Source organism: Lacticaseibacillus suihuaensis (assembly GCF_054785075.1).
The window spans coordinates 93,628-117,573 of sequence record NZ_BAAGBJ010000001.1 but is presented as its reverse complement, the minus strand read 5'-3'; the positions used below and the strand labels follow the sequence as shown (position 1 = coordinate 117,573).

The 23,946-nt window shown below is 55.8% G+C and carries 19 protein-coding genes; 2 read left to right on the top strand and 17 right to left on the bottom strand.

Annotated elements, in window-relative coordinates; translation table 11 throughout:
- Positions 1–69: 69 nt before the first annotated feature.
- The 6 genes from rpoD to ACYVRZ_RS00525 form a co-directional block, all read right to left on the bottom strand.
- On the bottom strand, positions 70–1,176 hold the full coding sequence (gene rpoD, locus ACYVRZ_RS00550; RefSeq protein ID WP_262314681.1) for an RNA polymerase sigma factor RpoD: 1,107 nt from the start codon (positions 1,174–1,176) through the stop codon (positions 70–72).
- 51 nt (positions 1,177–1,227) lie between these two features.
- Positions 1,228–3,030: a DNA primase gene (dnaG, locus tag ACYVRZ_RS00545; RefSeq protein WP_461224524.1), complete on the bottom strand. Its 1,803-nt coding sequence runs from the start codon at positions 3,028–3,030 to the stop codon at positions 1,228–1,230.
- A 154-nt stretch (positions 3,031–3,184) separates the two neighbouring features.
- A complete protein-coding gene (glyS, locus tag ACYVRZ_RS00540) occupies positions 3,185–5,254 on the bottom strand; it encodes a glycine--tRNA ligase subunit beta (RefSeq protein ID WP_461223876.1) in 2,070 nt (689 codons plus the stop codon).
- On the bottom strand, positions 5,254–6,150 hold the full coding sequence (gene glyQ / locus ACYVRZ_RS00535; protein WP_461223874.1) for a glycine--tRNA ligase subunit alpha: 897 nt from the start codon (positions 6,148–6,150) through the stop codon (positions 5,254–5,256). Before glyQ ends, glyS begins: the two co-directional genes overlap by 1 nt.
- Positions 6,151–6,519: 369 nt before the next feature.
- Positions 6,520–7,743 (bottom strand): tyrosine-type recombinase/integrase, encoded by a 1,224-nt coding sequence (locus tag ACYVRZ_RS00530; protein WP_461223872.1) that lies wholly within the window; start codon positions 7,741–7,743, stop codon positions 6,520–6,522.
- A 48-nt stretch (positions 7,744–7,791) separates the two neighbouring features.
- Positions 7,792–8,112: a helix-turn-helix domain-containing protein gene (locus ACYVRZ_RS00525; protein ID WP_461223870.1), complete on the bottom strand. Its 321-nt coding sequence runs from the start codon at positions 8,110–8,112 to the stop codon at positions 7,792–7,794.
- A 130-nt stretch (positions 8,113–8,242) separates the two neighbouring features.
- Between ACYVRZ_RS00525 and ACYVRZ_RS00520 the strand changes: the two genes are divergently transcribed.
- Both ACYVRZ_RS00520 and ACYVRZ_RS00515 read left to right on the top strand, forming a co-directional pair.
- A complete protein-coding gene (locus tag ACYVRZ_RS00520) occupies positions 8,243–8,533 on the top strand; it encodes a hypothetical protein (RefSeq protein WP_461223868.1) in 291 nt (96 codons plus the stop codon).
- Positions 8,526–8,672, top strand: coding sequence for a hypothetical protein (locus tag ACYVRZ_RS00515; protein ID WP_461223866.1), 147 nt, complete (start codon positions 8,526–8,528; stop codon positions 8,670–8,672). Before ACYVRZ_RS00520 ends, ACYVRZ_RS00515 begins: the two co-directional genes overlap by 8 nt.
- Before the next feature lie 777 nt (positions 8,673–9,449).
- Here ACYVRZ_RS00515 and ACYVRZ_RS00510 read toward each other — a convergent pair.
- The 11 genes from ACYVRZ_RS00510 to ACYVRZ_RS00460 form a co-directional block, all read right to left on the bottom strand.
- Complete coding sequence (locus ACYVRZ_RS00510; RefSeq protein WP_461224522.1) at positions 9,450–9,533, bottom strand: putative holin-like toxin; 84 nt, start codon at positions 9,531–9,533, stop codon at positions 9,450–9,452.
- Between the two features lie 198 nt (positions 9,534–9,731).
- On the bottom strand, positions 9,732–10,658 hold the full coding sequence (locus ACYVRZ_RS00505) for an N-acetylmuramoyl-L-alanine amidase (RefSeq protein ID WP_461223864.1): 927 nt from the start codon (positions 10,656–10,658) through the stop codon (positions 9,732–9,734).
- Positions 10,633–10,986: a phage holin gene (locus ACYVRZ_RS00500; RefSeq protein ID WP_461223862.1), complete on the bottom strand. Its 354-nt coding sequence runs from the start codon at positions 10,984–10,986 to the stop codon at positions 10,633–10,635. The genes ACYVRZ_RS00505 and ACYVRZ_RS00500 overlap by 26 nt, the downstream gene beginning before the upstream one ends.
- Positions 10,979–11,254: a hypothetical protein gene (locus ACYVRZ_RS00495; protein ID WP_461223860.1), complete on the bottom strand. Its 276-nt coding sequence runs from the start codon at positions 11,252–11,254 to the stop codon at positions 10,979–10,981. The genes ACYVRZ_RS00500 and ACYVRZ_RS00495 overlap by 8 nt, the downstream gene beginning before the upstream one ends.
- A complete protein-coding gene (locus ACYVRZ_RS00490; protein ID WP_461223858.1) occupies positions 11,254–11,940 on the bottom strand; it encodes a hypothetical protein in 687 nt (228 codons plus the stop codon). Before ACYVRZ_RS00490 ends, ACYVRZ_RS00495 begins: the two co-directional genes overlap by 1 nt.
- A 14-nt stretch (positions 11,941–11,954) precedes the next feature.
- Complete coding sequence (locus ACYVRZ_RS00485; RefSeq protein ID WP_461223856.1) at positions 11,955–14,936, bottom strand: pyocin knob domain-containing protein; 2,982 nt, start codon at positions 14,934–14,936, stop codon at positions 11,955–11,957.
- Positions 14,937–14,952: 16 nt separating this feature from the next.
- On the bottom strand, positions 14,953–16,821 hold the full coding sequence (locus tag ACYVRZ_RS00480; protein ID WP_461223854.1) for a DUF859 family phage minor structural protein: 1,869 nt from the start codon (positions 16,819–16,821) through the stop codon (positions 14,953–14,955).
- 14 nt (positions 16,822–16,835) lie between these two features.
- Positions 16,836–19,940: a phage tail spike protein gene (locus tag ACYVRZ_RS00475; protein WP_461223852.1), complete on the bottom strand. Its 3,105-nt coding sequence runs from the start codon at positions 19,938–19,940 to the stop codon at positions 16,836–16,838.
- Positions 19,941–19,955: 15 nt separating this feature from the next.
- The gene (locus ACYVRZ_RS00470; protein WP_461223850.1) at positions 19,956–21,473 is read right to left on the bottom strand and encodes a distal tail protein Dit; all 1,518 of its coding nucleotides are present in this window, start codon (positions 21,471–21,473) and stop codon (positions 19,956–19,958) included.
- Positions 21,470–23,560, bottom strand: coding sequence for a phage tail protein (locus tag ACYVRZ_RS00465; protein ID WP_461223848.1), 2,091 nt, complete (start codon positions 23,558–23,560; stop codon positions 21,470–21,472). Before ACYVRZ_RS00465 ends, ACYVRZ_RS00470 begins: the two co-directional genes overlap by 4 nt.
- Entirely contained in the window at positions 23,550–23,933 is a 384-nt protein-coding gene (locus ACYVRZ_RS00460) for a DUF5361 domain-containing protein (protein ID WP_461223846.1), read from the bottom strand. The genes ACYVRZ_RS00465 and ACYVRZ_RS00460 overlap by 11 nt, the downstream gene beginning before the upstream one ends.
- Between the last annotated feature and the right edge of the window lie 13 nt (positions 23,934–23,946).

Below are 23,946 nucleotides of genomic sequence, written 5' to 3'. Positions count from 1 at the left end.
ACTGCTTCCAGTATACATGACCCGTGCGGCCACGACACGCAAAAAGACGCCGACCGGCGCCTTTTGTGGTTATTCTAGGAAATCCTTGAGCTGCTTGGAGCGGCTCGGGTGGCGCAGCTTGCGCAGTGCCTTGGCCTCGATCTGACGAATTCGCTCGCGGGTGACACCGAAGACCTTGCCGACCTCCTCGAGGGTGCGGGTGCGGCCGTCGTCCAGCCCAAAGCGCAGGCGCAAGACATTCTCCTCCCGGTCCGTCAGGGTGTCCAAAACGGACTCCAGCTGCTCTTTGAGCAGCTCGTAGCTCGCGTGGTCCTCGGGGCTAGTGGCGTCTTGGTCCTCGATGAAGTCGCCCAAGTGGCTGTCGTCCTCTTCCCCAATTGGGGTCTCAAGCGACACCGGTTCTTGAGCAATCTTCAAGATCTCACGCACCTTGTCCGTCGGCATGTCCATCTCCGCGCCGATTTCCTCGGGGGTTGGTTCGCGGCCGAGGTCTTGGAGCAGCTGGCGCTGAATGCGAATCAACTTGTTGATGGTTTCAACCATGTGAACCGGAATGCGAATGGTCCGGGCCTGGTCGGCAATCGCACGGGTGATTGCCTGGCGAATCCACCAGGTCGCGTAGGTGGAGAACTTGAAGCCCTTGCGGTAGTCGAACTTCTCGACGGCCTTCATCAGCCCCATGTTGCCTTCCTGGATCAGATCCAAAAACTGCATGCCCCGCCCGACGTAGCGCTTGGCGATCGACACCACCAGGCGCAGGTTGGCTTCGGCCAGCCGCTGCTTGGCCTCCTGGTCGCCCTGCTCGATTTTAAGCGCCAAGGCCACCTCTTCGTCGGCGGTCAACAGCGAAACGCGCCCGATTTCCTTGAGGTACATGCGAACCGGGTCGTTGATCTTGACGCCACTTGGGGCGGACATGTCGGACAACTCTTTTTTGGAGACGTTCTTTTCCTTTTTCAAGGAACGCTCGGATGGGTCGCCGTTGGCGTCGACTACGGAGATGCCGTTGTCCTCCATGTTCTGCATCAGTTCATCGACGGCTTCACTCTTCAGGGCGAATGGCTTGACGATCTGGGTCACCAACTCCTCATTGGTGATCTGTTTTTTGGCTTTGTAATCCTTGATGATTTGTTTTACTGCGGTTTGGTACTTTTTGTTGGTCGTCTCTTCAGCCATTAAAGTTCCTCCTTAGCCGGCGCAGGTTCGGCGCCTTGGGTAACAACTGGATCACACGGTTTTCTTGAGATTAATGTACTGCACGGTCAGCTCACGCACTAGGGCCGTGTCGCCTAGCGTTTGGGCCTGACTCAGGCGCTGCTTGACCTGAGCCAGTGTGGCCACCTTGCGGCTGGTGCCGACCAGGTCGATCAGTTCATCGACCACCGAGTCCGGCCCGTCCGGCAGCGGCTCAATGTCGATGCCGGACACCACCGCCGCAAGCGCTGGTTCCAGCGTGTCGATGAAGCCGGCGACGTTTGGCGCCGCGGTGCCATGGGCGTAGGCCAGCCAGGCGTCAAACAGGTCCTGGTAAGGCGCCGTCGGGAACTGGAAGGCCTGATTGTGCAAGCGCCGCGCCAGGTCGGCATCGCGCCAGGCCATCTGCAACAGCCGGCGCTGCGCCAACTCGTAGCGGTCGTAGTGCGAGGCAGCGGGCGCCGCGATTGGGCCAGCGAAGGCGTCCGCTTCCGGCGGCGGCGGTCCGAAGTCGAACGGGGCCGCCGCGGTGCTGACCGGTGGGGCCTGTGCCTGCAGCGACTGCTGCAAGGCACTGGTCGGCACCCCGGTCAGCTCGCTGAGCTGGGTCAGATACACCGCTTGGGCCACCGGATCGGCCTCACCGGCCACCTCGTGCAAAGCCTCATCGATGTAGGCCAGCTTGTCTTGATCGGAGGTGAGGTCGCGCCCCGCGGCCAGGTAGGTCAGCTTGAAGCCGATCGGCGTGACGGTGTGTTCGACCTGCTTTTGAAAGGCCGCCGCGCCTTTTTGCTGGATGTAGTCGTCCGGGTCCAGCCCCTCGGGCAGCACCGCGACGCCGACCTCCAACCGCGGGTGCTGGCGAACCAGGCTCAAGGCGCGATCCGCCGCCTTTTGGCCCGGCGCGTCGCCGTCGTAGCAGATGGTCAGCCGCTTGGTGTGGCGGGCGATGATCTCGACTTGCTCGGCGGTCAGGCTGGTCCCCATCGAGGCGATGCCGGTGGTCACCCCGGCTTGGTAGGCGGAGATGACATCCATGAAGCCCTCAAACAAAATGGCCCCGCCTTCTTGCTTGAAGGCGTCCTTGGCCGCGTCCAGGTTGAACAAGACGTCACGCTTGTTGAACAGCTCGGTTTCCGGGCTGTTCAGGTACTTGGCGACGCCCTCGGCCTGGCTCAGCAGGCGACCGGAAAAGCCGATCACGTCACCGTAAACATCGCGCAGCGGAAACATCAAGCGGTCGACGAAGCGGTCGTACAGCTTGCCTTCCTGATCCTCGACGAACAGACCCGACGCTCGCTGCTCGGCGTAATCGACGTCGTGACTGTCCAGGAAGCTCTTGAGCAGGGTGCGGTCCTTGGGCAGGTACCCCACCGCGAAGTGCTCAAGCGTCGCCGTGCTCAACCCGCGCTTGGTGGCGTAGGCCAAGGCGGCCTCGCCGCTTTTGGTCCCCATCAGCATGTGCTGGCACAGCTCGGTGACGAGCTTCAGGATTTCCTTTTGGCGCGTGACGGCTTGACTTTCCTGGCGCTTGGGCCCGTCGATGGTGACGCCAAGCGGCACATGGGCGAACTCGGCGACCTTGGCCACCGCCTCCGGGAAGGTCAGGTGATCGTGTTCCATCGCAAACTTGAACACGTTGCCACCGCGGCCGCACGAAAAGCACTGAAAGATCTGCTTGCTTTCCGACACCGAGAAACTCGGCGTCTTCTCCTGCTGGAACGGGCACAGGCCAAACAGGTTTTGGCCCTGCTTGTGCAGGCTGACGTATTGGCCGATGTAATCGGCGATGTTGACCGTGTTGCGGACCTGATCGATCGTTTCGTTCGGGATCATCACCATGCGCTCACCCCCAGTCTGTGGTCGATTACCGGATTAGCGGTAAAAAGTCGCACCTCTGTGAAGAAATGCGACTTTCGTTTTTTGATTTACCGCACACTAATACAAGCTATAGTATACGCGTTTTTCCCGGGGTGTCAAATCCGGCCGGCTACTTCACAATCACCGCGGTGACGTCGCCGAACTGGTGAATCATCGCGGCCAGGCCGGTCAGCTCGGACAGACGGTTCGCCCGAACGGCCGGGTCATCGGCCATGATCATGGTTTCGGTGAAGTAATCCGTGATGGCCGGGGTCAGGCCGCGCAGGGCCTGGTAGTTGGCCTCGCTCGGCTGATCGCCGTAGCCGCTCTTGGCCGCGCTAATCGCGTCGTGCAGGGCCTTTTCGGTGCTGTTTTCGAACAAGGCGGAGTCGACGGCGACGTTGACCGGCTGCTTGTCGGCAATCCGCACAACGCGGCCCAGTGCCTCCATCACGGCCTTGTTATCCGGGTCATCCTGGTGCTTGGTCAACACGGCGGCGGCGTCAATCATCCCCGCCACATCGACGGTGGTGCTGTTGACCACGGCGTCCAAGATATCGTGGCGGCCGGTGGTTGCAGACAGGTACTGGGCGACGCGGTCGCGCATGAAGTCGGTCAGTGCCGCCTGGTTGTGGGTGTAATCCAGGCCACTGGTTAGGTCGGCGTCAGACAGCGCCGTCACCACCGCCTGCTGCACCGCGGCGACCGGGAATGACCAGTGGTGTTCGGCAATCATCCGCACAATGCCAAAGGCCTGGCGGCGCAAGGCGTACGGGTCGTTGGAGCCGCTTGGAATCAGGTCGACGGCAAAGAAGCTCATCAAGGAATCCAGCTTGTCGGCGATCGCAAGCAGCGTCCCCACCGTGCTGGTCGGCAGCTCACCGTCGGCCGAAATCGGCTGGTAGTGCTCCTTGATTGCCAAGGCCACGGCCGGATCTTCGCCGGCCAAGGTCGCGTAGACCTGACCCATCACGCCTTGCAGCTCGGCGAACTCGCCGACCATCGCCGTGACGAGGTCGAACTTGTAAATCTCGGCCGCACGAAGCAGATGCGCCTTGTCGGCCTCGGCCAAACCAACCCGATCGGCCAAAAGCCCGGCGATGGTCTTGACCCGGGCCATCTTGGCGGCCATCGGGCCAATCTTGTCGTGAAAGCTGACCGTCTGAAGCCGCGCGACGTAATCGGCGATCGTCTTCTTTTGGTCCTCGGCGTAAAAGAACGCGGCGTCCTCAAGCCGGGCGGTCAGCACCTTGACGTTGCCGGCAATCACGTTGTCCAAATACGCGGTGTTGCCGTTGCGAACGCCGATGAACGCATTGACCATGCGGCCGGCAGCGTCACGGGCGTAAAAGTAGCGCTGGTTGTCCTTCATCGACGTAATCAGCACCGCCTCGGGAATTGCGAGGTACTTCTCATCGAAGCGACCGGCAAAGGCGGTCGGCCACTCCACCAGGTTGTTGACCTCTTCTAAGAGATCCGCATCCAAGTCGATGGTCCAGTCGTTGGCCGCCGCGATGGCGGCGATTTGCGCCGCGATTTTGGCCTTGCGGTCGGCCGGGGTGACAATCACCTTCTGCGCCAAAAGCGCCGGCACGTAATCTTGGGCCGTGGCCAGCTCAACCGGCTCGCCCAAGAAGCGGTGACCTTCGGTGCGGCGGCCGGCCTGAATGTCCAGCAGCTGCATCGGGATCACTTGGTCGTCCAGAAGCGACACCAGCCAGTGAATCGGGCGAATGTACTCGAAGTCGTTGGCCCCCCACTTCATGCGCGTCGGGAAGGTCAAGGACTTGACCACGTCGATCAGCCCGGGCAGTAGTGCGGCGGCCGGCTTGCCGGCGATCGCCTTGTGCAGGTAGACGTAATCCACCCCCTTGATCGCGCGGAACGTGATGTCATCCACGGTCATCCCCTGGCCGCGGGTGAAGCCAATGGCCGCCTTGCTCCAGTTACCTTCGGCGTCCTGGGCGATTTTTTTGGCCGGACCCTTCACGTCTTCTTCAATGTCGGCCTGCTTATCGGCCAGCCCGGCCACCAGAATAGCGAGGCGCCGTGGCGTGGCGAACTGTTCGATGTGGTCAAAGGCCAGGTGGTTGTCGCTCAAAAACGCCGCCGCCTTATCGGCCAGCTGCTGGAGGCTTGGGGTGACCACATGGGCCGGCATGTCTTCCAAACCGATTTCTAACAGATAGTTGTGAGCCATTATTTTACCTCCTGTTGGTGCTTCAGCAGCGGGAAGCCGAGCTTTTCACGCTCGGCGACGAATGCCCGGGCCACCTTGTGGGCCATTTTGCGAATGCGGTTCATGTAGCCGGCGCGTTCCGTCACCGACACGACCCCCCGCGCATCCAGCAGGTTGAAGGTGTGGCTGCACTTGAGAATGTAATCGTAGGCCGGGTGAACCAGCCCGAGGTCCATCAGGCGCCAGGCCTCCTTCTCGTAGGCGTCAAAGAAGCCCAGCAGCATGTCTTGGTCGCTTTCTTCAAAGCTGTACTTGCTGTGTTCGTACTCGGGCTCCCTGAAAATGTCACCGTAAAGCACCCCGTCGCCCCACTCCAGATCAAAGACGTTGTTGACGTCTTGGATGTAGGAGGCCAGCCGCTCCACCCCGTAGGTGATTTCGGAGGTCACCGGCGACACAGTCAGGCCGCCCACCACCTGAAAGTAGGTGAACTGAGTGACTTCCATGCCGTCAAGCCAGACCTCCCAACCAACACCGGCGCAGCCCATCGACGGGTTCTCCCAGTTGTCCTCGACGAAGCGAATGTCGTGTTCCAAAGGCTCGATGCCCAAGGCGCGAAGGGAATCCAAGTAGTAGTTTTGGATGTCCTTAGGGCTTGGCTTCATCACCACCTGAAACTGGTGGTGTTGGTACAGGCGGTTGGGGTTTTCCCCGTAGCGACCATCCGCTGGCCGGCGGGAAGGCTCGACGTAGGCCGCCGCCCAAGGCTCAGGGCCGATGGCGCGAAGGAAGGTGTACGGGCTCATGGTCCCGGCCCCTTTCTCCGTATCGTAGGACTGCATCAGCATGCAGCCCTTGTCGGCCCAGAAGTTCTGCAGCGTCTGAATCATCTTTTGGACGCTCATTTTCTCTGTCATGGTGTTCTCCTTTGATTACCGATGCCGGCCGGTGGCACAAAAAAACGCCACTATGCCAAAGTTGACATAGGGACGCTTCCACGCGGTTCCACCCTACTTCAGGGCCGAAGCCCTGCTCTTGCTTGCTGGCTCGAAAACGCCGGTGACCTGCGCGGCGGCAAGGCTTTCACTCCCCCTTGCTCGCTGAACGCCGCTTGTCAGGCACCCTTTTTCTCAGCACCGATTTAATTAAGTCCAGTATAGCACACGCCGTCTGGTTGGCAAGCGCGGGACTAGAAACACCGTCATACCGGCGTTTCTGCCGGTACCAGCTGTCCGTTTAAGTTTTCTGAAAAATGCCCCTAAAATTCATGAAAGCCATGATGTCTCTCATGATGTCCCTGAGGCTGTAACCCTTGCGGCAGTATGTCCAGAGCCGTTGCCTTTTTTGTTATTTTTAGATGGTTTCGAATAATCTGCCAGTTTTTGGGCCGCTTCCTTCTCTTGGTCTTGGTGAACATGGGCGTAAATCTCCAACGTAATCTTGGACGATGTGTGCCCCACCAGCTTCATCACAGTGGATACTGGCACGCCCACAATCAGCAGATTACTGATGTAGCTGTGCCGGAACTTGTGCAGTGAGATAGGCGCGAGGTTGTTCTTCTTGATGTAGGTTGCCAACCAACGGGCCGGATGTTGCATCTCGATAGGCTTATTGGCCCTAGTCGCGAACAACAGCTGGTGTTGAACTGTGGTTGGGTGGTCTGGCCACATGTAGTCGGATTGCAGTTGCCGCCAGACCTTCAGCCACTCAACTGTCTCGCTGTCCAAGGGAACTACCCGCCTGCTACCTTTTGTCTTCGGTGGGTTGACCAGCTTTCGGCCATGAACCCCGGTTGCGCGAGTCTTGTTGACACTAAGGGTCTGCTTAACAAAGTCGATGTCTTCCCATTCCAACGCCATTGCCTCGCCGATTCTGAGCCCTGAGTAAGCTAGGATTCGGAACAGAATGAACTTGTCGAGGTCCCGCGTGGTGTCGATGCACTCAAAGAACTTTTCAAGCTGCTTCCTGTCCCAGAAGTCATTCAGATTGCCAACCTTCTCAGGCTTCCTAGGCACGATGACATTGATAGCCGGGTTGCGGTTGATGTAGCCGCGCTTTGTGGCGTATTCCAACACCCGATTGACGTGGACAAAGAACCGCCTGAAGTTAGTCGGTGCGTCCTGATACCACTGCTTAACAGCGGCCTGCACATCATCTGTCGTGATTTGGTCGATGTAGTAGTCGCCAAAAGTGGGCAAGATGTGTAGCTCAAAGCAATCCTTGGTCTTGGCCCATGTTGATTCTCTGACTGTCAGGATGTAGGCGTCCACCCATTCATTGTAGATGTCACGGAACGTCTTTGGCTTCTCTGCCTCAGCGTTATCGGTGGTAAGCTCACCAGATGCCACCCCTAAGTCCAATTCATTCCCAGCCACTAGAGCCTCACGTCTGGTATGGTAGCCGCCATCTGTCTTGTAGCGTTTGTGCCCAGTCTTCGGGTCAAGCCCGATATATACACTCGCTTTCCAACGGACACCCTGTTGAGTCTTGTACTTTGTGATTGATGCCATGATTGTCTCCCTCTACGGCCAGCAAGGCTATGTATTGGGAGCGCTGTACTAGGTTCGGCTCTCAACTAATAACTTCGTCAAGGTCCGAACAATGTTGCTTTCCGTTTTTAGCAGGGGTTTTCCATCCCAGGCCAAAGAAACGTCTGGATTGTGCAAGTCAGCAACCTTCAGGTCAGACTCAGCGCCAAAGGCTGGCATCGTGTCGAAAACTGACTGTATCTTGTCTGATGTCTGCTGAGTGACCTTCCTTGCCCCATTCTCTACAGACGCAATGAGTGACTCACTCAACCCTGCCATCGTTGCAAGCTCACTTCGCTGCATTCTACGCAGTTCTCGGCCATCACGAATCTCATTCGCTGTCAGTGTCATATTTTCGCCTCTTTGTATTTATTTTCAAATACACGTATTGACTTGCGGATACGTTCGCCATATACTGTATTTGTATCAAGTATACCACACATGTATTTAGGACATTCTCACAAAAAAAGGGGGTTCACACATGAATGAAACCGCAGTAGCCGACTACATCACCGGCCTAGCCATCCTCGCTCACAGCTTGCCTGCTGACCTGAGGGACGCCAATGGTGACAACCTTCAGGCAGACATGGTCCAGAGCCTCAGGGACCTAGCCGCAGAGCTGGACGTGAGCTCAGAGGTTCGCTGGGACGTGCAGGGTGAGCCTGATGATGTGGCAGTGGTTGACCGCTCGCTACTCCAACATCTCAAGCAAGCTGGCGACACCCTGACCATGCTGCTCGAATCCATCCCAGGAGGTCCAGCCGATGCTTGACGCCATCTTCGCCACATTGCTCTGGATTGGAGCACACCGTCTCACAGTTGCCGCCCTCATCATCACCTTCATCCTTGGTGCCACATGGGGATACATCGAAAACGACACAGAAAAAGCCGCCAAGCGCGCCAACGCTTAACGGCCCAACTAACTGAATAGTTGAAGCAACCAACCTGCGCCAACAGGTCAGAGCTTGTGTATCAGCCAAGATACAAGCTCATTGTAACACGGTTGCTCTGTTCGCGCTCATGCCCTGCGCGCGGTCGAATCGAAGTCAGGTGGTCAGCTAGAGCCGTCGCAATAAGTCCAGCCGGTGGTGAGTCCAAGTCAGCTTCCCCATCGTCATTCATGGGCGTCTACGGCCCGGCGGACTTAAAAGGCCAAACGGTAGGGTGTGGACGTTCTGTCGGCTGGTGACAGTCGAGGGGTACATCCAGCCAATCAACCTAATCGCGGTGTCTACATGAGTCAGACCGCACGCCTCAACGGCGAATAAACCTCAGACTCGGGTTGATGGTGCTCTGGGCAGAACTGGGGCTGAGAATGGATGTCTGGTCAGCGTGACGTGGTGACATGCGCGCGAGCTAGGGCTGTGTATGGAATCGGGGCTTAACGGCCCCACACAGTCGGCCTTCTGGTCGAGGGGGTAGCTATCAGGAATTCCACAGCCCTGAAGCGTATAACAATTCTACTTTATGAATATCCCTTGCTGAAGCAGTTCTAACTGGGGTCGAACTGCAAAGTTTCATTGCGTTTTTCATACATATGTATGGCGCCGAAGTTTCATTGCGTGTTACAATGAACACGTAAAAAGGCCACATGCTGCCACATGTAGCCCCGAGCTTAACTCAAGTAGCTAAGCCCTATCAGCTGAACGCGTGTACGTAACCGTCAGGGCCTGGCTAGAGACCGACGGTTATTTTTGTCCCGAATTCTTCATGATAGCCACAATCAGACCGCCGAACGCAATCATCAGTGACAGCACCTGAAAGGTACTCATCAATCGTTACCCTATTCAAAAATTTTCCATAGGCATCACCTCCAGATGCACCAGCATCAAGGGGCTTAGCCACCGTCGTTTAGCTCGTTATCTAGTGTAGCACGTTGTTCAAGGGATTGCGCCCGTTTTGCCGGTGACTTGTTTTTTTCTATCCTAGACACAACAAAAGCCCCGGCCATTAAGGTCGAGGCTATTTGTTTAGAACGGTTTCTTACCAGTATTCAACTGTTGCTGAATGTAGATTACCAACCGGCTGTTAGGCGAGATAACCCCGTCCACTGGCGTCCCTGCACGCTTCTGCATGGCCTTGATAGTAGCTGGTCTGAGCAGGCCATCTGCCTTGAGTCCCAGAGACCGCTGAATCGCTGCAATGACTTGAGAGCCAGCAGGGTTCGTCGTGTCATACTGGAATCCGGTGACCGCCCCCTTGTAGTTCTTCCACGGGTACTGTCCCGAGATGATGCCGTCCACTGGCGTCTTGTAGACCTGCTGTAGCCGCTTGGTAGTCGCAGCTCCCCAGTCGCCATCCACAACCAACTTGCCAGCAGAGCTAGTGGCCCCTGCCTTGGTCACTGTAGCGGATGCAGAGCTGATGGTCCCAGTCGCGTGTCCAGCCTTGAGGTCCTTGGCGAGCTGCGCCTTCGTGATGCCAATTGATGCCAGATAACCATAAGGGTCCGAGTGGTCCGAGCCACCATAGGTACGTGAGCACCAGTTGTGAGTCTTGATGCCATAGGTCCGATTGCTGTCGTCTAGAGTCAGTGGCACACCATACCGCTTGGCCATGGTGACTGCGAGCTCAACCCACAGCTTGTACGCCTTGAGTGCCTTGGCCCGGTCACCGAACTCACACAACTCAATCTGAACCGGTGCGTAGCTGTTCACATTCCCAGCACCCCATGCACGATAGCCGGGTGTCCCAATCTGATAGATGGACTTGTCATCCACGGCGAAGTGAACGAACGTCTCGGCAGACCGCCACACACGGTGCTCATAGCTTGCGATGTTGTAGGCCGGTGCATTAGGCGTGGCCGTGCTGTGAAGCACTAGGATGTGCCCCTGAGTTCGCGAGGTCTGAATCCCAATCGCCAAGCTCTTGTTAATAGCCGGTAGTGTCATGCTCATCTCTCCCTTCATGCAGTTGCGCCTTGAGGTCGAGGAACGCCTTCTCAACAGCCGCGCTCACCATCGCCTTATCAGCCTTTGTGAACCCCATCTGAGTCAGCGACTTTGACACCCCTTGGACAGCCACCGACTTCTTAGCCGCTCCGGTCAGTTGCTCCGTGACGCCCAGTTGTTCCGCTGCGGTAACAGCCGCCTTTGCCAGCGGTTCAATTGTCTGAATCAGCGCCACCGCCTGTTTAGATGCAGTCAGTTTACGGCCGAAAAAAGTGGCTATGATGGGAATCACGGCCACGGCAATACTGACAACCAAGTCAGTCAGATTATTCATTTGTCTCCCTCATCTCTATGCCAAGCGCCCTAACGCTCTTGCTCAACGCCTCAATCTGCTTGGTCTGCTCATCAACCTTGGCCTGTAACTCAATCACCTGAGCCTTGAGGTCATCGCGCTCCTGGGTGATTTTATCCAGCCTCTCGAACAGCTCATTGGTGTGGTCGGCGTAGACGTCTTCGTGGTCACTGTGCTTCATCTTCTCGACAATCACGGTGCCAGCAACACCTATAGCGGCACTAATCGCCGCAATCCATTCCACCGCCATTATTCACCCGCTTCCTGAATCGGTGAGCCGTCCTTGTTCACCTCAACCCAATAGCGGTCATCGTGTAAGGCCGGGTCTTGGTCGTTGCCGTCATACTGCGACTGGTAGTACTTGCCATCAGAATAAAGGACGACGTCCCCCTTCTTATACGCGTTGTCGTAGCCCGTCGGCTTGACCCACACAGTGTCCCCATCAACCGTCTTGACCGTGCCGGACCACATATAGGTCGCGACACCAGGCTCAAGCTGCTCCGTGGCAACCTGCGCCTCAGATTGAATGTAGTTGTAAATCTCGCCATTGTGCTGAACCACATCGCCGGGTCCATAGGTCGCCCCCACGGTCCACTCAGGATAGAGAGCGGTGAGCTGTGACTTGAGCGTCTCATCAATGGTCCCAGACTGAAGTGCCTGTGCAACCGTCATCAGCGTGTCGGCAAGGTTCTGCTTCGCCGCCTCAGCCGTGGCAGTAGCTTCCTGAGCCGTCTTTTCAGCCTCCGCCTGCTTCTGCTCAGCAACCTCGGCGCTGGCATCCGTCCAAGCATGGATGTTCCAGTCGTACTTTGGCAGTGCGATTGTGTCATCCGGTGCATCCGTTACGAATGGGAATCCGAGTGCTCTATCTGCCTGAACTGCATAGTAGAACGTCTTATCAGCCGTCATTGCGTTTGTTGTGTAGTATAAATCCATTTTTGTTCTCCTTTTTAGGCCGTAAGCGCGGCAATCTTTGCTTCGAGTTCTGCGAGTTTAGATTCTAAATCTGCCGATTTAACGTAATCGCCGATGGGCTGGTAGGCAGCGTCTGCCATCTTTCCTGTCAAAAACCTCTGCCATGCGCCCCAGCCGCCGGTGTATTGAATCGAGCGGTAATAGAGCTTCGAGTCCTCTTTTTCGTTGCCAAACCAGAGCTGAGTTGACGCATCCCGGGTGGGGTCATGGATGACAAGAAGCACGCCGTCGCCGTTTTCAGGCGAGTTGATAGAGTTACTGGTGGCGTAGATACCAGCGGTCTTGTACGAGTCTAGGTCCTTAGTGCTATTGAGGAAGCCCCCAGTCGGTAGATTGCCCGTCATCATCGCTACCGGGACGTACTTGTTCCCGTCCCAAGAGGCCAACTCCTGCTTGGTGAATCTCCACCAATCCCCGGTCGCCCCGCCTGCGTTGTATCCAGTCCCCACGTAATGGAACTGACTGTCCGAAACGGTGACGGTTGATTCGTCGCCTGCGTTAGCAATGCTCTTAATCGCTGGGGGAAGCGTTTTGTTGGCAATAGCGGTGTATAGTGAGTCAGCCGCTTCCCCACCGCCGACAACCGTGAGCCCACCAGCAGAAATTGCGAGCCCATCGCCACCAGTGTCGGTCCCGGCGAACTGTTTGACTGGTGCTTTGGTCCCGTTGCCCGTGCTGGCACTGATAACAGCTCCGCCTGAGTTGACGTACTTGAAAATGTCGCCCTTGAAGTATGTGCGTTGGTCAAATGTGTTCTCCCCGGTAAACTCATTAGCAGCGCCCTTGCTTGCGTACTGGCTCAAGTCCGTGCTCTTGACTGGCGCGTCACTGTACGGGGTGGCGTAGGAACCAAGGTTGAGCTTTTCTTCGGCCCACTGGAAAGGCGATTTGGTCGTATCGTCTGAGCCAATCACCCGGTCAGTTCTAGCTGGATAGAGGTTGACCGACGTAGCATTCTCCGGAACCGTGAAGGTCAGAGTCGAGTATCCTGTTGTACCACGTTTTACAAAACTGCCAAAAATCTCAGTTCTGACACTTTCAGGATTCGTCTGAACCTCGACCCGCCTGTCAAAGTCAGGAGAGCCCTGCAATTTTACTCGGTAGGTATACGTTTGCCCTGGGGTAAGCGGCAGATTCATGCCGTTAGATGCAGTATGGTCAAGTCCCCAGTAAGTCGAGTTTCCTGTTTGCCACTCTCTACTTGTCCCCGTGAGCAAGTTCTCGTCACTAGCAAGGTTAGACTTCAATACCGTCTCAGACTTACCGGCGAATATGTCGTGCGGGTTCGGGGCCCAGTCATGAGCGGTGCCTTTCCAGAGGGCAAAGTTGGTAATAGAAAGGTTCAGCGGATAGTTGACCTTGTCATAGACGTTCTGCCCTACTCGAAGTGGCCGAAAAGCGAGATACTGACCGAGGCTTGATGTGATGCCAACGAAGTTAAACTCAACATGGCCGGCGGCGGATAAATAAGGCGAAACGCCGGACCCTGACACATACGCGTCGCTGGCGTAGGCTCCTGTCTCACTTCGCATACCGACTGCGAATCCAACGCCGTAAGGAGTGGCTGCATAGTACTTGTAAGAGTCCTCAGTCATCGAGTAATCGAAAGAAAGCGTGTATCTGGCACCGGGCACAAGTTTGGCACCTGGGTCATGGATTGCAGGGTAAATGGCTGCCCTTACGTCGTCTGAGTTAACGAGCGTTGACGATGATACAAAACTTTCGAAGTCATCAAAAACGGCCGCCGTCCCGTCGGCATTGCTGGTGTGCGTCAGCAAGTTGATACCGTCGCCAAGGCCGCTAATGAGGTAGGTCACATCAGTCATGCGTGCCTGTGCTGACCATGCTCCCCAAGCACCACTGGCAAACGAGCGGACATAGACTTGCCCTTTTGTCGTAGTCAGGCGTTGCAACACACTTGTGCTGTCCGCATTGCCCTGCACTTCGAGGTGGGCGATGTTTGTGACCCCATCTGGGCCATTGATTAGGACCGCCGACGAATTGAAGTCATAGACGTGGGTGAACTTGAGCGTGTCAAGGTCAAAGGTCCCACCGCGAGTCTCAGCCACCACTTCGTACTCGGTTGCCATCGGATGAGCGGTAGAGCCAACCATGACAGACGGAACCTTGGTGAAGGTATTCGCCCCGGTGAATGAGTTCGCCGCACCTAGCTTGGCATAAGGTGACATATCGATGTTGCCAGCACTGTCGGGGAGCTGACCACCAACTGAGGTGACCACTTCATCCGCATCCGCCTTCTTGGCGATTGCCGCATCAGTTGCAGATTGTGCTGTGGTGGCGGCGGCAATCGTTTGGTAGGGGGTGAGGTCTGGTGCAGGTGGCAGCTTGTCAGCGTCGAGCTTGGTGGCGAGCACACCGTCAACCCGCTCCGCCTCAGTCTCAGCGGCATCCTTGGTCTGATAGGTCGCAGCATCGGTCTCAGCTTGAGTCGCAATTTCAGCCGTCACATCATCATGGGTCGCGACCTTAGCCCCAAGCGTGATGACGCCCAGGTCATCAATCTCCAAGCCTTCTCCAATTTGAACACCGCCGAGTGAGCCTTTGGTTGCGATTGGCATGGAGTTTGGTGTGACCGGAACCGGGGTGTCGGGGTCTCGGCCATCAATCATCGACTTCACAACATTGAACTGAAAACGCCCAACGTTGTTAGAACCATCGACAAAATGAAGCGTGACCTCGGCGAAAATCTCACCGTCAAGTTGGAGAACCTGGTCAGGGACTACCCATGTGAGGTCAGCCGGTAAGTCATAGGCCAAGAGCACATCATGGCACCGTGATTCGATGGTTAGGACACCGCGTGACAACTCCATGTTCTCCGGCGGGGTGAAGACGAATCGAAACGCGTTGTGGTCATCGCTGAACACTCTGACCCGCGTGAACTCGTAGTTTGCCGGGCGGTTAGTCGCCAGGCTTAAATCAATTGTTTGTTGTTTCAATTTTTCACATCCTTAGTTATTCAAGCATCAGAGTCACGGCAATTGGCACCCAAGTGCTCGTACTGGTATCGACCCACGTGCCACCCTTGGCATAGCGGCTGAAGTAGATGGTGTGTCCCGACGTGTCAGTCGATAGCATCCAGTCCGCGCCGCCTGAACCAACCATTAGTTGCACCTGCTCAAATACCAGCTGGAAAGGCAGGCCAGTGAACAGCTCAACCTTTGTCGTGCTGCCCTTAATCACGCTCAATGGTGTTAGCTCAGCCTGAATGTCAACGTGAGTGCCATTAATCCGGTAACGTGGCGCCGGGTGTGCAACGGCATTGGGGTATATCTTGAAGCTGTCTGTGTTCAGATATGGCTGAAGGTCATGCCACTTCATCTGATTGGGGTCATTGTGGAATTGGGTGCCATCATCTGCTACCTGCACCAAGTCGCCCTTGATGTAGGTGTCTCCAAGGACATCGAGGGTTCCGTTCTCAGCTACCTTGCCGATACCCACTTGGGTCTTTCCCCAGGACATGAGGACATGGGCAACATCGAGTCCAATCATGACTGTGGTTGACATGCCAGCCGCATCCGTGGCGACTAACTTGATGTTGTAGTCCTTGGTACCGTCGTAGCCATCACCTAGGACCGCTGTGCCTTCACCTTTGACGTCTGGGACTAGAATTGTCCTGACTTGCGTGAAGCTGGCAGCCCCTGCCTCTTGCTTGCTGAAGTTCAAAGTCAGCGTGTTCTTGCCATTGATGAGTGGCAGGTCTGAGCTGGCGACTGAGTACACCACAGAGCAGTACTGGCCGTCCGTAACGAACCCACCGCTTGAGTTGGACCGTGTTGCTACGGCCGTCATGACTTGAGGCGGTTGATAGGCAGTCACCAGCACTGTGATTGACTTGGATGCCGACTGACCACGTGAGTCCGTGACAGTTGCCGTGACCTTGAGATTGCCACTGCCTGAGATGACGTCCGAGGTGGCACCGCTTGAATAGGTCTTCCCCTCGAAGCTGATGACAGTGGACTTGATAGTCGCGCCGTGAGTTGCTGATGAGCCTGTGACGCTCAGACGCAATTGTGAGACGTTCTGCACATAACTACCCGCCGTGAAGCGCGAAGTCGCATCAGAATTCGCCTCTGACGCACTGATTGTGCCGACTGTTGGCGCCAATTCACTTGATGGGAGTGACACGGTGCTTTTAGCAGTCGCCATCGAGCCGATTTGAGTTGTGCCCGAGTGAGTGCTCATGACCCAATCAATCTGCACAGACGTCCCGGTGCCCATCCTCGCCGTGATAGCTGATGTAGCCGAGGAATTGAATGTGAGCGACTGCTTGCCTGCCTTTAGGTCCTTCCACGTCTGAATGATGGTTGAACCGAAGCGCGCATCAATGACATGGGTGTAGCTTGAACTGTGAGCCGTGATGGTCATGGTGACCGGTGAGCCAAGTGTGGTGCTGGCAACACTGGACATGGTAGACTGGCGTGGAATCGTGGTCAGAGCGAAGTATTTTGTCGGCACGTTGCAGGTTGGAACTGTGACACCTGACCATGCAATGCCCATTGAGATGCTAAAGGTGATTGCGAGCTTCCCGACACCAGTTGAGGTGTGGTTGATGGTGTCCGTGCTAGTTGTGATGGTGGACGTGGTGTTATTACTACCATTGATTGATGCCGAGCCTGTGTGTTTGTTCCCGTTGACGTTTAAGGTGTAGGACTTGGTCGATGCCCCAGTGATGAGACCGTATGTCTTGTGGACCAGCTGGACCGTGGTTTTGACAGTTGACGTATTGGCTGTGACTGACTGCGTGGCCGTCCAGCTTATCTTGATTGCAACCTGTGACTGAGTGCCCGGAACAATCGTTGTGTAATTACCAGATAATGCCATCTAACTCCCCTTTCCTACTCGCCAACAAAGGTGACCGCAGTGGTCTCGCCATCGGCTGAGTATTTTGATATTTTGTGGTAGCCAAGCGTGATGCTGTTCAGGACTTGCAGGTCTGAGATGTACATTTTCTGTCCGTTGACATAGGCAACCTGTTTGCCGTTGTCTTTGAAGCTCAACTGCTTGTTGTCGATGGTGACGGTCAGGGCTGAATCAGACTTCCCCAAGGTCAGGCCATCCTGGTCAAACTGCATGGAGTTCTGCACGTCCGAAATCGTCTTCCCTTGGTCGCCCACCGTCTGAACCATGGTGTCAACTGTCGTTCTGACTGCACCTGCCGTCTGCTCTACTTGTGACAGGCGCTGAACCGTAGCTGAGGCGTCGTCACCCAATCCACTGATTGCATCTTGGATAGCTTGCTTGTCTTGGTCATTGGCATCCTGTATGTTCTGAAACTCATCCGAGGACAACACAGTCTGAGTGATTGCCTCAGGGTCAAGTGATTGCAAGGCTTCGTCAAGCTGAGAGCTAAGCCCATCAGCCGACTCCGTGAGTTGTTTGACCGCTGAGTCAATTGCCTGCGCGTTCACATCAATCGAGGCTTTGTTGGTCTGTGTCGCGGCATAGGCAGCTGAGGCTTGACCCTTCGCAGAATCCGCTGTGTTTTGAGCCGCCGACGCTGCACTGTTCGCCGCTGAAGCTGATGAGTTAGCCGCAGTGGCCGCAGACTTGGCCGCATCCGCAGTTGACTGCGCCGTCGTGACCGTCTTGGAGACCGCCGTGATGTTGGCGTTCGTGTCGCCTAGCTTAGTTGTGAGAGCTTGCTGGCCTTCCTTGAGTGACTCAGCAGTTGCCCTCATGTCGGACAGGTCTGCCTCAATCGTGTCGGACAGGTCGAGTGACCATGTGTAGGACGCCGGTGTGGTGGGTGCCGCCTCGTTGAAGTCTGCACATTGGCCCCGGTATTTGTACGTTTTTACCGTCGAGGTATGAGGCAGAGCCTTTGTGCCTAAGTCAATCTGAATCCATGTGGTCTTGGATGTGGTCAGCGTGTCAGATGGTGCCCCATCACGAATTCCCAGTACGATGATGCCGTCTGAACCCGTGGTGATGGTCCGTGACTTAGAGGCCGAAATTGGGTTGACACCTGAGCTCAATGCCACTGACTTCTTGTCGGCCCAAACGTCGTAGTAATAGGAACCCGTGGCTGGGTCGGCGTAGTTGGTCGAGATGGTGTAGGTCGTGTTCGAGGCCAGGACAATGTTGCCGACAATCATGCTGTTCGTGGCCGTGGCACCAGCCATCCATGTTGCTAGGTTGAACAGGTTTGGTTGGGGCTTGGACGTGGTGAAGTCTGTGGTGCCATCTAGGGAGTTGGCCCAAGCAAAGTGAACATAGGTGGTCTTGCCGTCCTTGCCCGCTGCACCTGTACTACCTGGGTCACCCTTCTGACCTGGGCTCCCTGGACTCCCTGCGTCACCTTTATCGCCCTTTTGTCCTGGGCTCCCATCAGCGCCCATCTTGGCTACTGAGTAGGACGTTGTGGACTTGCCGTCCGTGTACATCAGCACAGTTTTGGTCCACAGGTAGCCGCCAGCATCAACAGCCGGAATCGTCGAGGACCAGCCTGAAGTTGGCATCACGGTCCCTGATTCACCGGCGGCGTAGGTGATGACCGTTGAGGTGATGCCATTACCGTCGCTACCTTTGTCGCCCTTGCTACCCGGCAATCCATCAGTACCCGCCTTTGACACGGCATACATCGTCTTGGACGTCCCATCCGTGTAGGCGAATACAGTCATCGTCCAGAGGTATTGCCCTGCTGGCACTGCCGGAACTTCGGCCGTGTAGCCACCTGTTGGTGCATCGGTGCCGCTAGTCCCCACGGCATAGCTGATAGTGGTTGATTCAATACCAACGCCATCGGCACCCTTAGCAGCGGCTTTCACTGTCTTGAGCTGGTCAGCGAGTTCCAAGACCATCGGGTCAATCTGGCTGGTCTCAATGAGTGCGTCACCAAACGTGGCCTCATGGGTCTCATCGGCGTAACTGTCCTTCAGTTCAAGTAGTCTGGTCACCAGATTCAGGCCGGAATCCTCATCGACCAGATGCACCGTATCACCTGGCTCAACGCCATCTGGTAGCACCGCTATCTGGACCAAGTAGTTCACTGCCGCGTGGTTGTTAGCCTTCAGGTCGGTCAGCATGGAGCTCAGAAGGCTTGCTTGTGTTGTGGCCGTGTACGTCTTGACCCGCTGGATGTGGTGGACCGTCGGATTAGGGTTGGAGTTGCTCAAGGTCCGAGACCAGAGCTGGACCGCCACTGTGTCTCTCAGAATGCCATCATCTGGGTTCAGGGTGTAGCGGCCATCAGGGTCTGTCCACTTGTAGCCCTTAAGCGAGATTGGAGTGTCCTTGCCTTCGGGTGTGCCGCCTGTCGCCTTGATGCTGGTGAACAGGTCATAGATGGAGCCTGTCGTCTTGATGGAGTCGAGGTGAGTGTTTACCTCCATCCGTTGGCCCTTGTCGGCTCCGATGTGCTTCAGGACGTCCATGTAGCGCTTGACCACTGCGGTGCCATCTACCTCGAACCTGAAGTCTAGCTCCGCATCAAACTGTGTCGCAACACTCTCCATCCGAGTTAAGACCGTCTCATCGCCGCTGTCCCACTTTAATGTGCGAGTCAGGTTGGAAATCTCATTGATTCCAAGCTCAAAGCCGGAATCATAGGTGAACGCCTTGAAGTAGTCGGCGAACTTCAGGGCCTTCGTTGCAGTGTAAGGTCCGACAGTGTCATTGATGAGGTCAACGCCGCCAGACTCGGCTACAAACTCAAGTGTGCCGGATTGTGGGTCGAAACCGGGGTCAGGCCACTCCATGATGGTTGCGAAGACGTACTTGCCTCTTGGGTCTTGATAGAGCAGGAAGTTGCCCAGAGCGGCCATGGTCTCAAGCTGGTCTGAGTTCTCAGGTTCTGTGACCAGTGTGCCCGTGTAAGTACGCCCAACCGCAGTCGGGACCAGCTGGTCATCCGTATCATTGATAATCTGGATAGGGCCATCACCACCAGCACTCGCAGTGCCGAGGTAGTTAAATTTTCTATCCGTGAAATAAAAGTCCATGTGCTCCCCCTTTCTCTAGTAGTAAGCCTCGCGCCATTGGACACTAGCATCCGCAGCAGTCGCCCAGTCGCTGACAACAGGTTGTAGGACGTTGGCCCCAGGTTGGAGCTTGAAGCTGTCCCACATGTTACCGACACGCTGAAGCGTTGGGTCCGGAACGCCGTTGACATACACCGTCTTAGTTGCGATGTCGGCCATGATGACATCACCGATGCCAAAGCGGTTAGGCTGGTCATTCCAAGTCTCAACGTTAATCCAGTCGATACTCAGGTCGGTCCAGCACATGTAGCAGGCTGTGGTTGTGCTGTACTTTTCCAACCATAGCGTCACACCATCAATCGCGGTGGTCCCGAGTCCTGGCAACGTGATTGGCAGTGACCATGAGGCCCCAGTCTTCACCTTGCCCTTGCTATCAACCTCAGTGACTTCTGAAATCTTGAAGACCACGTCATCACCCTTGCGGCTCATCTGGACCTCGCAGAACTCGCCAGAGAACTTCTTGGCGTTCAGAGCAACCGACTTGAGCATCTTGTCGCCCTGCCAGCACTCGAAGGTCTTGGTGAGACTGGTCTTACTGGAATCGCGAAGTACGCAACTGATTGCTACCTTTCCGGCAGATTCAAGCGTTATCTCCATGCGGCCCATTGACTTCACAGCGCTCTTGAATCTCAAGCGAGCCTTCAACAGCAGGCCCCCTGTTTGATTGCCAGCTCCGTTAACCTTGATTGCGCCATGTAGGCTTGGGCCATGCCAAACCTTGTCACTGACAGACGCAAAAACGGGGAATGCGAGTTCCCCGTTCGTTACTGGCTTACCTTTGATGTCTGCACCATACACAATTGAACCTGACTGTTGATTCGGGTACTTGGTGTCATTCAGTCGGTTAGGGTAGCTGGTGACAGCACTGGCATTAGTCTGTGAGCCACTGGGCGCGCTTCGGAATGTCCATCGAATCGGGCGCTCATTGTTGACACTCGTATTGCCATCAACTTCATCCGTCGAGCCGAATTGCAGGACACCGCCTTGGTCATTGGCCCATGCAACTAATCCATTGTCCGAGTTGCACGTCACACTCAGGATTGGTGCCACTGGCGCGCTCCCTTCTGTGGTGAGTGCCAGTTCAGTAACTGTCGTGCCCGACACCTCAGTCGGTGTGGTTGAGTGGGCCAGGCCATCAGGCACCTTGAACGTGATGGTGAATTGGCCGTAGTTGTTGGTCTCGGACATATCAATCTGACCGTCCGTGATAGCCATGTAGTAGAGCCCGGCCTCATCTCCGAACGTGAGCACTGCCGGTGCAGATGTAGTCAGAACCCTTGCTATCTCACGCCGCTTCTCCGGCATGTCATCAATGATGGTGCAGGCAACCTTAATCGTCGCCACGTCTGCTGTGGAACGCATGAATCGCCGCCCATCTGACACACCGACTTGCTGAAAAGTGCCTGTCCTGTTCGGGCCGATGTCACGGGTGACTTCGTTGGTAATCAGGTACTGGTCCATGTCGGTCCCGTTGAAATTCCACGTGTATCTCATCGAATCCCTCCCATTCTGTTTTTAATTCGCTTCAATCGGTCTAGGTCAACCCGCATTACTGGCGCAATCTCGCGACTGACCTTCTTGCCGTCAATGTTGGCGTCCACATGAAGCTCAAGGATGTCACCAGTCGAACCACTTGTACTACCCGCCATCGCAACAGCAGGATAGGAAGCGCTCGCGGCGCGGAACGACAGTTGTTGAACAGCGGCGGTTGCCAGACTGCCAGTGGTGCCATAGTCCATCGTGAGCGACGGTACACGGTCTTCAATCCCTGACCCCAACGTGGTCATGGCTTGATAGGCGTTGGACGCGTACTTCTCGATACCAACGCCAATACCTTCGACCAAGTAGCGGCCAATCTCATCACGCATGACACGCGACGGTGAGTGAATCTTGAAGAACGACTTGAGGCTGTTCAGGACGCCCTTGCCGAATCCAGCAATCTTGTCCTTAATCCACCCTGCCATGTTGCCAATACCATTCCATAAGCCTTTTACAATGTTGACACCCACCTGAAGCAGGTTAATCTTCTTGAACCCGTTGATGATGGACTTACCAATCTTGCCGACTTGGCCTACCAGCTTAGGAAGGCTCCGGATGAGCCCGGCAATCAGGCTGAGAATCATCTTGCCCCCAGCCACGATAATCTGAGGCAGGTGTGAGATGAGCATGGCCAAGAATTCCTTGACCAGCGTTGCCACCGTGCTAATGAGCTTAGGTAGGCGTTGCAGGATACCGGAAACCAATGAGCCCAGAATCTGCGTCCCAGATTTTACGTACTTGGGGTAGTTCTGTGTGATGGTACTGATGAACTTGCTGACAGCCTGAATCGCACTGCGCCCAATCGCTGGCAGGTTCGAGATGATACCATCGATGAGCTTGAGCAACATGTTCTTACCGGAATTCAGGATGACAGGTAGGTTGACCATCAGGAACTTCACGAATGAGTTGATGAGCTGGCCAGCTGTCGTGACCAATCCTGGCAGAGCTTGGAGAATCCCGTTCGCTATGTCGGTTAGAATCTTGGTCCCCGTTGCCATCAAGGTCGGCAGGTTGGCTGTAATCCATGTTGTGATACCTGTGATGATTCCTTGGAGCTTAGCTGAGAACTGTGGCATACCCGTCGTGAACCCACCGGCCAATTGTGACAGCATCTTCGCCCCAGCCGACATGAACTGAGGGGCCGCCGTTTGTACGAACGTCACAATGGCCGCTGGTAGAGCAGTCAACACGTTCGTCACCATCGGAATGAAGTTCTGAAACAGGAACGTCGATACTGTCGTAGCCAAGGCTTGCAAGTCAGGACCAATGTTCATGCCCAGTGACAGCTTGCCTAGGACGTTAGATGCCGCGGCCTTCATCGAGTCGAATGAACCTGAGAACGTTGATGCCGCTTCACGGGCTGTGGTACCTGTGATGTTGAGCTTGCCTTGAATCGCGTGGATAGCTGAGTACACGTCGGACAGGTTGCTCATGTTGTACTTGACGCCGGTAATCTTTGTCGCATCGGACAGCAGTCGCTTCATTTCATCTTGGGTACCACCATAGCCCAGCTTCAGGTTGTCCAGCATGGTGTAGTTCTGCTTGGCGAATCCTTGGTAGGCGTTTTGGATGTCGCCGATGTTGGAGCCCATCTTGTTCGCGTTGTCCGACATGTCAACCATCGCCATGTTGGCCTTGTCAGCCGCCTTGGCTGTGTTGCCACCCATTGATTGCAACAGTGAGGCACTGAAGCTTGTGACGTTTTCCATGTAATCGTTAGCACTCAAGCCCGCTGTTCGGTAGGCTTGATTGGCGTAGTCCTTGACCTTGCTGGCCGAAGACTTGAACAGCGTCTCGACACCGCCCAGTGATTGCTGAAGTTTGGCACCCTCTTGCAGTGAGGATGAGATGGTCTTGACCATCACCGCCCCGGCCGCCGCAGCACCAGCCGCCACCGCAATCTTCATGCCAGCGCCAATCTTGCCACCAGCACTAGAACCTGCCGACTCGGCCTCGGGGTCCAGTTGCTTCTTGAGCATGCCTGAGATGCCCTTAGCACTTGGCATAATCTGGACGTATGCTTGGCCTAATTCAGTTGCCAATCGCAGCGCCCCCTTCCATTAGTTTCTGCCTTGCTTTGATGAAGTCTTCACCTGATGAGAATGTGACTTGGTCCACCTTCTTGGGTGTGGTGGTACCCAAGAGCGCACTCACGATTGAGTTAGGCCGGTTATTCCCAGCCTGCCCATCCTCAGTCTTAGACCAGAGCAGAAGGCTCACCGCATCCGTTATCTGCGCCATCAGCAGAGTGTCAGTGGTGACAGACTGCTCAGACATGCGCATCATGATTCGTGAGTCCTCTCTGAGCCCAGACGCAAAAACGGCCACCGTTGTTAACGGCAGCCGCTTGTAATCGAGGATATGGTACGTTTCCGCCAGGTCACAAACGAGTGCATCCTCATCAGTGTTAATCATCTTGGCAAGGCGT

Bases quoted from the DNA above. Each gene is read 5' to 3' on its own strand.
- rpoD (WP_262314681.1), bottom strand. From the start codon at position 1,176: ATGGCTGAAGAGACGACCAACAAAAAGTACCAAACCGCAGTAAAACAA.
- dnaG (WP_461224524.1), bottom strand. From the start codon at position 3,030: ATGATCCCGAACGAAACGATCGATCAGGTCCGCAACACGGTCAACATC.
- glyS (WP_461223876.1), bottom strand. From the start codon at position 5,254: ATGGCTCACAACTATCTGTTAGAAATCGGTTTGGAAGACATGCCGGCC.
- glyQ (WP_461223874.1), bottom strand. From the start codon at position 6,150: ATGACAGAGAAAATGAGCGTCCAAAAGATGATTCAGACGCTGCAGAAC.
- ACYVRZ_RS00530 (WP_461223872.1), bottom strand. From the start codon at position 7,743: ATGGCATCAATCACAAAGTACAAGACTCAACAGGGTGTCCGTTGGAAA.
- ACYVRZ_RS00525 (WP_461223870.1), bottom strand. From the start codon at position 8,112: ATGACACTGACAGCGAATGAGATTCGTGATGGCCGAGAACTGCGTAGA.
- ACYVRZ_RS00520 (WP_461223868.1), top strand. From the start codon at position 8,243: ATGAATGAAACCGCAGTAGCCGACTACATCACCGGCCTAGCCATCCTC.
- ACYVRZ_RS00515 (WP_461223866.1), top strand. From the start codon at position 8,526: ATGCTTGACGCCATCTTCGCCACATTGCTCTGGATTGGAGCACACCGT.
- ACYVRZ_RS00510 (WP_461224522.1), bottom strand. From the start codon at position 9,533: ATGAGTACCTTTCAGGTGCTGTCACTGATGATTGCGTTCGGCGGTCTG.
- ACYVRZ_RS00505 (WP_461223864.1), bottom strand. From the start codon at position 10,658: ATGAGCATGACACTACCGGCTATTAACAAGAGCTTGGCGATTGGGATT.
- ACYVRZ_RS00500 (WP_461223862.1), bottom strand. From the start codon at position 10,986: ATGAATAATCTGACTGACTTGGTTGTCAGTATTGCCGTGGCCGTGATT.
- ACYVRZ_RS00495 (WP_461223860.1), bottom strand. From the start codon at position 11,254: ATGGCGGTGGAATGGATTGCGGCGATTAGTGCCGCTATAGGTGTTGCT.
- ACYVRZ_RS00490 (WP_461223858.1), bottom strand. From the start codon at position 11,940: ATGGATTTATACTACACAACAAACGCAATGACGGCTGATAAGACGTTC.
- ACYVRZ_RS00480 (WP_461223854.1), bottom strand. From the start codon at position 16,821: ATGGCATTATCTGGTAATTACACAACGATTGTTCCGGGCACTCAGTCA.
- ACYVRZ_RS00475 (WP_461223852.1), bottom strand. From the start codon at position 19,940: ATGGACTTTTATTTCACGGATAGAAAATTTAACTACCTCGGCACTGCG.
- ACYVRZ_RS00470 (WP_461223850.1), bottom strand. From the start codon at position 21,473: ATGAGATACACGTGGAATTTCAACGGGACCGACATGGACCAGTACCTG.
- ACYVRZ_RS00460 (WP_461223846.1), bottom strand. From the start codon at position 23,933: ATGATTAACACTGATGAGGATGCACTCGTTTGTGACCTGGCGGAAACG.